This window comes from Gordonibacter pamelaeae 7-10-1-b (assembly GCF_000210055.1).
GTDB lineage: Bacteria > Actinomycetota > Coriobacteriia > Coriobacteriales > Eggerthellaceae > Gordonibacter > Gordonibacter pamelaeae.
The window spans coordinates 3,204,952-3,206,361 of record NC_021021.1; the positions used below are offsets into that span (position 1 = coordinate 3,204,952).

Sequence of the window (1,410 nt, forward strand, 5' to 3'; positions counted from 1 at the left end):
CCTACGCCGCGGCATGCAACGCCGACATGCGCCGGATCGACCGAGCGCGTGCCGTCGCGCCCCTCCGGCGCGTCCAAGATGGCGAACATCCTGTCGGCGGCGGCCATGCCGTTCATGGCCGTATGGAAGAGCGACCCCAGCGTGCGCAGGGGCAGGAAGAACTCGGCCGACAGGAACACGAGGGAGAACGCCGCGCCGAGCCCGACCGCGCCCGCCGCGTACTGCCCCAGCACCATGACGATGCCCACCGCCGCGCCGCCGAAGGCGAACAGGTCCATGACGGTGATGGAGTTCAGCTGCATGCGCAGAAGGCGCATGGTGGCGCGGCGGAAGCTCTCGGCCTGGTCGTTCATGCGCTCGTGCGCCCGCCCGTCCGCCTGGTAGATCTTGAGGGTGGCGAGGCCCTGGATGTCCTCGAGGAACCTGCCGCCGAGATCGGTGTACGAGCCCCAGTAGCTCTTCATGACGCGCTTGGCGATCTTCTGGATGGCCATGATGGACGCCGGGATGAGGGGCACGCACGCGAGCAGGGCCACGACAGGCGGCAGGGACAGGGGCGCCAGGCAGGCGAACAGGGTGAGCGGGGCCAGCACCGCGTAGAAGAGCTGCGGCAGGTACGAGCCGAAATAGCTCTCCAGCTGCTCGACGCCCTCCACGCTGATCTGCACGGCCTCCCCGGTGGAGGCATGCTCGCGGTACGACGGCCCCAGGCGCACGAGCTTGTCGTACACCTCCTGGCGCACGGCGCGCTTGGCCGCCTCGCTTGCAGCCAGGCCCATGCGCTGCGCGAGCGTCTGGCATGCGAGGCGCGCGGCGATGGCCAGGCGGAGGCGCCGGCCAGCCGAGCGGCGGCCTCGGCGTGAGCCGTACCGGCCACCAGCCCCTGCATGAACGATCCGACGAGCAGGAACAGCGCGATGTTGGCCAAAAGGCCGATCCACTGGAACACGACGTCGGCCGCGATGAACTTGGCGGCCGCCGGCACGAGGGAGAGCAGTCTCTTGTCGAACATGGCTGCCCTAGGCCCCTTCCCCATCGGTGCCGAGCGGCGCGGCTGCCGCGAGCGCGCCTTCGGACGGACCGCGGTCGGTCTTGACGACGAGGCCGAAGTACACGAGATGCGCCGCCCACACGACGGCGACCACGGCGCGCCCCACCGGCACGGAGCCCATGAGCGCGAACGACACGGCCAGCACGGCCGTGAGGGGAACGAGCAGGGCGACCTTGGCCCTCACGGTCATCGCCCGCTTGGACATATAGCCCGCGAGCACGGTGCGGTACAGCTTCGTGCCGCGGAACCAGGCGCGCGACCGCTCGGAGCTGCGCGCGAAGCAGAAGGCGGCCGCCAGCAAAAACGGGGTGGTCGGCACGATGGGCAGCACGGCGCCGAGCGCCCCGAGCCCGAAAGCG

2 protein-coding genes are annotated in these 1,410 nt (G+C 70.5%); both read right to left on the bottom strand.

Translation table 11 applies throughout. The annotated features are described in order from the left end of the window. Positions 1 to 779, bottom strand: a 779-nt coding sequence (locus tag GPA_RS14725; RefSeq protein ID WP_269446292.1) for an ABC transporter transmembrane domain-containing protein, incomplete at its 3' end; no start/stop codon positions are given. Positions 780 to 1,019: 240 nt separating this feature from the next. Further along, positions 1,020 to 1,410 (bottom strand): YbaN family protein (locus tag GPA_RS14730; protein ID WP_049784186.1); only part of this gene is annotated, 391 nt, incomplete at its 5' end.